The following is an 8941-nucleotide window of genomic DNA, read 5'->3' on the forward strand; positions in this document are numbered from 1 at the left end:
CATCGACGTAGATCTTTCATCGCCCATTACAAACTAGTCGACACGGGGTGAATGCTCTACCTGGATCGCACTACAGGTACGCCAGATCGACTACTCCCCCTTAGGCTGTGCACTCGAATACATTTCCTCGACCGAGAGGCCACCGACGATGGCAACCAGTTCCACCGATACCCGTGGTCGGAAATCGGGCAGAAAGCGGCCGATTCTCATCACGGTGGGGGTATTTCTGGTCATTGTCATCGCTTTTGTGGTCTGGCTTGGTTACGAATCCTATTCCGCGCAGTCGAGTCTGACGGCCACTCGCGATTCGGCCACGCAGGCCAAGGACGCCTTGCTCGACGGCGATTCGGCCGGAGCCGAGGCAGCCGCGGCGCGCGCCTCCGAATCCGCGGACGATGCGGTCTCGGCGACGACGTCCATTCCGTTCTCCATCGCCAAAGCGGTTCCCTATCTCGGTAGTCCCCTGAAATCGGTAGCGCAGATCAGCGATGTGGTGCAGGGATTGGCCGTCGACGTACTCGCCCCCGCGTCGGCCGCGGGTGCCAGCCTGAATCCGAGCAGCCTCGTCGAGGGCGGTGGCAAGGTGGACACCGCGGCCCTACGGGATGCGCAACCGGTACTGCAGCAGACCTCCGCAGCAGCCGACGAGCTCAGTGAGCGCGCCCAGCAGGTGGACGAGCCCGCCTTCCTCGGCGTGGTGGACGAGGCCCGGACGTCGCTGATCGATCAGACGCACGATCTCGCGACTCTGCTCACCAACACCCGCATCGCCAGCGAACTGCTGCCGTCGATGCTCGGCGACAACGGCCCGCGCAGTTACTTCCTCGCGTTCCAGACCAATGCGGAAGCTCGTGGCACCGGCGGGTTGCTCGGCGGCTACGGCATCATTCGAGCCGAGAACGGCACGGCCCGCGTCGACACTCTCGGTGCCAACAACGAACTCGAGTTCGCGGAGCAGCCCATCGATCTGGGGCCCGAGTACAACGCACTGTGGGCTCCCCGGAACACCACCACCGACTTCCGCAACTCGAACGCGAGCCCGCACTTTCCGTATGCCGGCCAGATCTGGTCGTCCATGTGGACGGAACAGACCGGGGAGGCGCTCAACGGTGCCATCGCCACCGACCCGATTGCGTTGAGCTACATCCTCGGTGCCACCGGCCCGGTCACGTTGGCCGACGGCGAGCAGATCACTGCTGACAACGTCGTCGAGATCACGCTCAGTACTGCCTATTCCAGGTTCGGCGACGACCAGTTGGCCCGCAAGGCGTATCTGCAGGAGATCGCCGCTGCCGTGGTGCAGAAGATGACCACGGGAGCGGCACCCACCAGACCTTTGCTCGACGCAGTGGGCCGCGCCGGCAGCGAAGGCCGCATCTCGATATGGAGTGCAGACCCGGCCGAGCAGGCAATTCTGGCCGGTACCAAGGTGGGTCACGTGTTGCCGGACAGCCCGGCCCCGTACGCCAACGTGGTGGTCAACAACGCCGGTGGCAACAAGCTCGATTACTACCTCTCTCGCGAGATCACGTATTCGGCGGAGTCCTGCACCTCAGGTACGCGCAAGTCGACCGTGACGGCCACCCTGACCAACAACGTGGATCCGGCGGGTCTGACGTCGTACGTGGCGAGCACATTCCAGCCGACGGTGGAGTACGGCACCAACGAATCGATCGTCTACCTGTACGGCACTCAGGGCGCGAAGATCACGTCGATGAAGGTCAACGGCATCACGGGATTCTCCATTCAGGCCGGCACCGAGCTGGGCCGACCGGTGCAGGCTGCGTACCTCACCGTTCCTCCAGGTGAATCGCAGACAGTCACGTGGGAACTGGAAGAGCCTTCCGCTCCGGGTGAGGCGACGGTGCCTGTGCAGCCTCTGGTGGATGAGCCCACAGTGAGCATCGACGTTCCGCAGTGCTGATCGCTCGGGAACGCGGTCACCGACTCATGGTCATTCGGTCGAATGAAATATCTATCGGCGGCGGGCTCGATACCGCGCGCCGATAGGTTCACGATTGCTGATGTTATGTACCAGTTCTCGGGCGGGACCCTCGGAGCATCAGGACCATCTCGACGTATCTGCGCCAAGCCGTCTCCCGAACCAGTTGGGCCAGCACCTGCCAATATCACCGCGCCGCCGATCGAGACGCCAGCCTTGGTACGGGTGCGTACAATGTGCATTCCGACAAGTCGACAACAGTTACGCATGCAGTGCGCGTTCAGTGACTGTTCGCAACTTTGGGGGCTAAGCATCCCAAGCGTGGAGTGCCTACGGGGAGTGGTGTGGAAGTCCATCCAGTTATTAACTGCAGCAACTAAAGCAGTGTTGACAACGAAAACGTGGCGGCAGTAGTACTTTTGCTTAAACGTCGACCACAAGCTCTCGGCACCGGTGTCGTCCCATCATATGCCGGTTGCGACCATCGAACGGCGCAACCCGTACCGGTCGCACGCCTGCTTCACGATCCCAGCAGCGCATTGAGTTCCTCTGCCCAAATGCATGATTGTGCCCGCTACATAACTGCCGCGTTCAGCGACCGCCGAAATTAGAGCCGCGAGGACCAGCTTGGGTCGCATCCGGTCAGCCCGAGCCCACTCGAGTGCCTTCTCCGATGTTCGTCCTTGATCGCGCATACGTCCTTATCGCCGCCGCCGCAGGTCAGGTACGTGATCTCGGAGGCCCGCACCGCGTGGAGGCGATCCTGATCGAACCGGCGCTGCACCAGGTCACCGGGGAACCAATCGAACGGATGGACGACGGCCGTGCGTATCCTGAAGGTACATTGACTGGCTTCAAACTCTACCGAGCGAGCGGATGTTCTTTCCAACGGTCTGTCGGTGCTCATCACTCCCGATCACGAAGTTCGGTGGTGATGAGCGGTGCCCTGTAGACGCCTTTCGACTCCTGGTCGATCGCAATAGCACGGTGTCCAGATCGGCACTTCATTGCCGGAGTTGATCCAATCTGGTTGTCAAACTGCATACTTGGCGCTTCTGAAAACTGAATGCCGGCACCTCACGCAGGAGAGCTCCGCGCGAGGGCAGAGTTCGCGGGCAACCTCGGCGATGGCGCGGCCGGAACCGATCACCCGACGGGCGGCCTCAACCTTGTACTCGGTCGTGGACGACCTGCGCTTTGCGGGACATGAGGACATCCTTCTAGCGAAGCCATCGGTCCCGCTATCTTGGTGTCCACCATCCGGGGTGAACCTCAAAGCTCACCCGCACTGCATTTGCGGAAGCGCCCCACTTGCACTACCCAACGGGTCGAGTAGAGATATTCATCTTTGTGGGTTGGGAGTAACAAAAATGTCGTAGACTGCATCCCTCTCGATCGAAAACAGATCAACACCAGACGAATCGAACGCGACCACCGAGCCGTCCGCCGAAATACTCGGACCACTGCTATAGCCGTAGGAGACAGCTGACCCATCGTAGGCTGGCGTAAGCAAATCGATTTGCGAGTCGACAGAATCGAAAATAAAGATATTACTGTGGTCTTGATTCGGATCGAACTGTACCGAAGTCAGGTTCGTGGCGCTGCTTTGATATGACACGAAGCGGCCATTGGCACTTATCGACGGGCTGACGGATCTGTTATTTGCTTGTTGACCGTTTATTTCCCTAGTCGCCATCGTCGTTATCCTCTCAACGCTGTCAAAGATGAAAATATCCGAGCGACCGTTTGTGTCGCCTGCAACAAGATTATCCGCCAGGGACGAAAACGCTACATATCTGCCATCCCTACTTACAGAGGGCGTAAATGATCCCCCGTTGGGCAGATCGTCTCCCACGGTTGGGATACTCGCACGACTCGCGCCGCCGGTTTCGAGGTCAACCAGAACTACCTGGGATGGCGAGCCAGCGACGAACGCAACACGACTACCATCGCTGCTAATCTCCGCGTCATTCCCCCCTGTGTCTGGGAGTCCCAACCCTGCCAGGTCCTTGCTGACCCATCGCACAGCGCCACTCACTAGGTCCTTTACATAGACTTGCGAAGTGCCCTCACTACTTCCCCCCAGATTGGTTCCGGTTGACTCAAATGCAACAAATTTCCCATCCTCGCTAATGCTTGGGTTTGAACTTCCACCGTTCGCTGCAATACCCGCCGTATCAGCAGACACCAGCCTGATCGACCCATTGTTCAAATTCGCGATATAAACTGCATTACCAATAGCCTCTGCATTCTCAACGAGGTTTGACGCAACAGACTCAAATGCCACGTAATTTCCGTCTCTGCTAATCTTGGCATTTCTGCTTGCATTGTCGGGAACTTCACCGTTCGGAGCAACTGAGACTGTAGTTACGTCACGTGTCCGAGTGTCGGCGACGACAATCCGATCGCTACGCAACCCATAATCAGGACTTACATCAGAATCGTCCCAACTCAACTGGGAGGTCTGCCACGCGACTCGACTACCATCACCGCTGATTGATGCCGCGAAGTTATTCCTGAAATCGTCAAAATCTACATGTGCGCAGCACTCGGAAATAGCGGTAAGCCCTCCAAGGATGGGCGTGGGCGGCGTCGGTGGTTCAGACGGTCCCGGCGTGGTGGTTGGAGTTGGGCCCACAGGTGGACTGACGGCTTTTTCCGCGCACTCCAGAACACGAACCGCATTCAAGGCGGGCCTAAGAGCACCTCCTGGATCTCGTACTAAATCTTCCTCGCCTACTGAAAAGCAACTCTTTAAATCGGCAGCCGGCAAAGCTCCATTGAGGCTTAAGGCCAATGCCGCCACGCCCGCGACAAACGGTGCGGCATTCGATGTCCCACTACTTTCGTCATATTTGTAACCGCATTCCTCCCATAAACGCCACTGACTGCACCGCCACGCAGCAGCATGTTTGATGCCAGAACCAGGAGCAACAATGTCCACACTGGTGCCGTAATTCGAGTCGCTGTTGAACTCATTTGTCGCCGTATCTAGAGCAGCGACGCTTATAGTGTTTTTAATTGTCGGGTCGACGAGCGCGGCATTGGACGGTGCACCGCAACGCGCATCTACCGCCTCATTCCCAGATGCGATCACCCAGAGCACGTCGTGCGTTTTGGCGATCTCACGGATAGCGCTGTTAAAAGGTCGCGTTACCGCTTCGTCGAGCACTCGCTGTTGCTCTGTCGAGCAAATCCGACTGTGATCCGTAGGCGTTTCATCTTTCCAAAGCTTCCAACTCATACTGATATTTACTACTTTTGCTCCAGCTTCCGCCGCTGCCTCCATCTGCTGAACTATAGTCAGTACTGTTGTGTCCGAAAGTCCTCTCAGATCCATTTCACAATCCCAGGCAACGCCCGTTACACCTGTATTATTGTCTCCTTCACCACAGAGAATACTCGCTACGCCGGTACCATGGTCTTCACCTGGCGGTTGCTGGTCGAGTCCGTTGTAGGTCGACACGTTATTTTTGAGATCGTCGTGGTTGCGGTCAAAACCGACATCGATTACGGCCGTTTTCACCCCACGGCCAGTCGTTGTGTCCCATGCTTCGTACAATTTACTTCGAGCGAATGCGTCCGAGCTCTGCTCGGGATCATTGGCCGTCCGTGCCGTCTCGGCTACGTAGACCCTGGTTGCCGACGACACTGTTGGCTCACTCTTCAACTCCGACAGAATAGTCTCTAAATCTTCGCTTCGTGAACCACGATATCTCAACTTGTATGTCGATATCAAAGGTGCCGAGTCGGTAATGACTGCGCCTGTCTGAGCCGCGATTTCCCGTATTTTGCCATCTTTATCGACGACACTATCCGTAATGGACACAAGTACCTCGTCTGAAATCCAACTTCCATTTCCTGGATTGGAATGGACGCGCTCCTCGCTAGCCGAGGAGGCTTGATCGGGGATCACATAGTCGTCAGCAAATCGCGTAAATAGCTCGACGCTTAGAGCTTCACTGATTGCATCCGCACCGTCGTACAATGTGACTGTGCCAAAATAGGCCGGATTTGAAAGCGCGGGCAGCATAATGTTCACGGGTACCGCCAGGCGCCCGCCCTCTGCGCTGCCAAGGTTCTGCGGCTGAGCCTCGATGACCGCCGATAGATCACCATCAACCTGGACTCGAAAATCCGTTGGGCGTCCCGCTGGCGTGAAGACCAAGTCTTCGGTTTTCGTCGTGCCTTCAGCTACTTCCCATCGAACAACCGGCGACTCCCATTCCGCACCAGCGGGCTCTAGAGGTTCCGCGGGGGTGCTCGGTGCCGGCGAAATCGTTGTTGGAGGAGGGCCCGCGGTTGGAATTGAGGGCGAAGACGGGTCAGAACTACCCCCTGCCGATCCCGATCCCGGTGGATCACATGCCGCAAGTAGCAGACCGAGAGCCGTTATGAACGCAACAATCGAACTCTTCCGCACCGTTTCTCCTGTTTCGCCCAGCTGCACACATGCGCACGGATTTTGTAGCACGGGGATTCCGACGGGTCAATGCACGCTTGTCGTTTTTAATCCAGTCGAATGACTGACCGAACAAAGCTGTTAGTCGTGCTGGTTCCACGCGGTCACGTAAGGGGGTAACAAGGTTTGGCTGTTGAGTGGTAACAGAACCGCGACCCAATCTGGTTGTACGCTATCGAAACTGGCTGCAACTGAAAGACTTTCAGGTTCCCCCACTCCATCAGTATCGGCGCAGTCCCCTCTGCCACAACCCCGGCCCACCGTCACGAACAAAAGGCCGAGATGGTCCGGTCTGACGTCAACAAAAAGAACTCATTATCAGCAACAGGCTCACTACTGTCGTTCAATTACTGTTCGCAGTAGCTGCCATGTCACAGATTCCGAGCGTCTCGACGCGGCTACTACTGGCGTCGATGACCCTCGCGGGAATTGTCATTGGGGCAAGTGGACGGTCGAAGCCGACCTCTTCACGATCGAAGTGAGTCCAGCCCTATAAGAACTACTTCCGCAGCCTGGGGTTCTCCGTACCGTTTCGATGCGGAGCCTCCGACCGGCGGGGTCGAGGGTGGGAATCGGATTCCTGCGTCGACTCTGCGGTACGTGGACCGGCAGCAGGCGACGCGGAAGCGGACCACGGGGCGGACTGCCGCGTCGGCGGAGCGTGTACCGGTGCGGGACTGGGCGGGGACACCGGTGCCAATGAGGCCGCGGGTGCCTGAGATGCAGGCGCAGGAACCGGTGGTGTCACCTGTGCGGGCAGGTTTGTGTCGGCGGTGTAGTTGTACGAGTAGCTGTACATGTCGCCCTTCTTCGAGGGCGTCAACGCCAACACCACGCCGAGGACGTGCGCGCCGATTGTCTCCAAATTACCGATGGCCCGGGTCAATTCGTTGCTCTTGGTGTGCCCGTAGCGGGTCACCAGGAGAGCGCCGTCGGCATGGGTGGTGAGGACGGCCGAGTCGGTGACCGGCAGCAACGGCGCGCCATCGACGATCACGTAATCGAACTTCGAGCGCAGTTCCACCAGCATGGCGCGAGACGCTTCCGAACCCAGCAGCTCGGACGGGTTCGGCGGGATCGGACCCGACGCCATGGCTTGCAGACCCTCGTATTTCGTCGGCTGCAGCACCTCGTCCACTTTCGCCTGACCCGCAAGCACGGTACTCACACCGACCGAACCGATGAGGCCCATGTACTTCGAGACGCGGGGACGACGCAGATCGCCCTCGACGAGAACGACGTGGTGCCCGGCCTCGGCGAGCGAGATCGCCAAGTTCACCGCTGTGGTCGTTTTTCCCTCGCTCGGGATCGCGCTGGTGACGACGATGACGCGCGGAGGATGATCGACTTCGAGGAACTGCAGGTTGGTGCGGAGTTCACGGAAAGCCTCGGCGCTGGACGACTGGGTGAGGTCCTGGAAATCGACGGCCGGATGCGTTGTGCGTTCCTTATCGAACGGGATCGTGCCGACGAGCGCTTTACCGGAGATCGACTCGATCTCACGACGATTCTTGATCGTGTTGTCCAGACGGTCCCGCAAGACCGCGAGTGCGATGCCGATCAACACACCCACAGCTGCCCCGAGTGCGAGGTTGCGCTTGGTGTTGGGGCTTACCGGCGTAGACGCCGCTGAGGCCTGCTGAAACGTCTTCACACCAGCTGAGGGGGTTCCACCATCCGCCGGTGTCTCCAGTTCCCGGACCTGAGTGGATAGCTGCTCTGCAGTGGCGTTAGCGATGTCACGGGCGAGCGCAGGTGAAGAATCAGTGACAGTCAGATTGAACAACACTGTATCTGGTGTCGACGTCGCGTTGATCTTTGCCGCTAGCTGGCTCGCGGTCAGGTCCAGCGGGAGCACTGTCAAAACTCGGGTGGCCAGAGCCTCGCTGGTAGCTAACTCTGAGTACGAGGCCACTAGCTGCTGCGAAGCCAGGTTGCCCTGGTACGTCTCGCTCACCGTTGCACCACCGGAAGTGGAAACGAACATTCTCGCAGTCGCCTCGTACTGCGGTGATGTGAGCAGGGACGCGGCTAGCGCGCCGAGGATGGCTACGATCACGGTGACAGCGACGACGATCCACCGCGTCCTCAGGATTTTCACATAATCCTGTATCTCCATGGTCCGAGCTCCTCGTCAGTTCGACACATCCGCAACGGGTCACTGCGTGGCTTAATCGTTACATAGCTATCGCGATTGCGTACACCAGGCCGCATCCACACCATCCTCCAGCGGGGTTTGCACCTGATGCACGCGACTTACCGCTCCAATTCCCCACTGCGACCCCCTCATCAGAGCATCGCTTCTACCTAAAAACTACGAAGCAAGCATTTCACCGGTAAATGAACGAAGCTTCTGACGCAAACCACCGATCGCCAACCAAGGCCCGCGAGAAACCGAACCAGTCGACTTAGGACCACATCTCCCCCACCCCCCCCCCGTCACACACATCCCCGCCCCGCTCATCCTCGCACCCCACCTCACCACCCCCACCACGCCGCAGAAACCCACACGCCGCCTCCGCATCCCAACCAACAAC

The 8941-nt window shown here is 58.6% G+C and carries 3 protein-coding genes and 1 pseudogene; 1 reads left to right on the forward strand and 3 read right to left on the reverse strand.

Going from position 1 to position 8941, the window contains the following annotated elements:
- Positions 1–148: 148 nt before the first annotated feature.
- Entirely contained in the window at positions 149–1924 is a 1776-nt protein-coding gene (locus tag MTX35_RS24255) for a DUF4012 domain-containing protein (protein WP_243597368.1), read from the forward strand.
- A gap of 1360 nt (positions 1925–3284) precedes the next feature.
- On the opposite strand, the gene MTX35_RS24260 is transcribed toward MTX35_RS24255, so the two are convergent.
- From MTX35_RS24260 to MTX35_RS26155, 3 genes and pseudogenes are all read right to left on the reverse strand, one after another.
- Positions 3285–6110, reverse strand: coding sequence for a S8 family serine peptidase (locus tag MTX35_RS24260; RefSeq protein ID WP_243597369.1), 2826 nt, complete (start codon positions 6108–6110; stop codon positions 3285–3287).
- 793 nt (positions 6111–6903) lie between these two features.
- A complete protein-coding gene (locus MTX35_RS24265) occupies positions 6904–8058 on the reverse strand; it encodes a polysaccharide biosynthesis tyrosine autokinase (RefSeq protein WP_308198166.1) in 1155 nt (384 codons plus the stop codon).
- A 219-nt stretch (positions 8059–8277) separates the two neighbouring features.
- Positions 8278–8523: pseudogene (locus tag MTX35_RS26155) on the reverse strand (Wzz/FepE/Etk N-terminal domain-containing protein); the annotation flags it as partial.
- Positions 8524–8941: the final 418 nt, after the last annotated feature.

The organism is Rhodococcus sp. ARC_M12, from assembly GCF_022810385.1.
In the GTDB taxonomy this organism is placed as follows: domain Bacteria; phylum Actinomycetota; class Actinomycetes; order Mycobacteriales; family Mycobacteriaceae; genus Rhodococcoides; species Rhodococcoides navarretei.

Bases quoted from the DNA above. Each gene is read 5' to 3' on its own strand.
- MTX35_RS24255 (WP_243597368.1), top strand. From the start codon at position 149: ATGGCAACCAGTTCCACCGATACCCGTGGTCGGAAATCGGGCAGAAAG.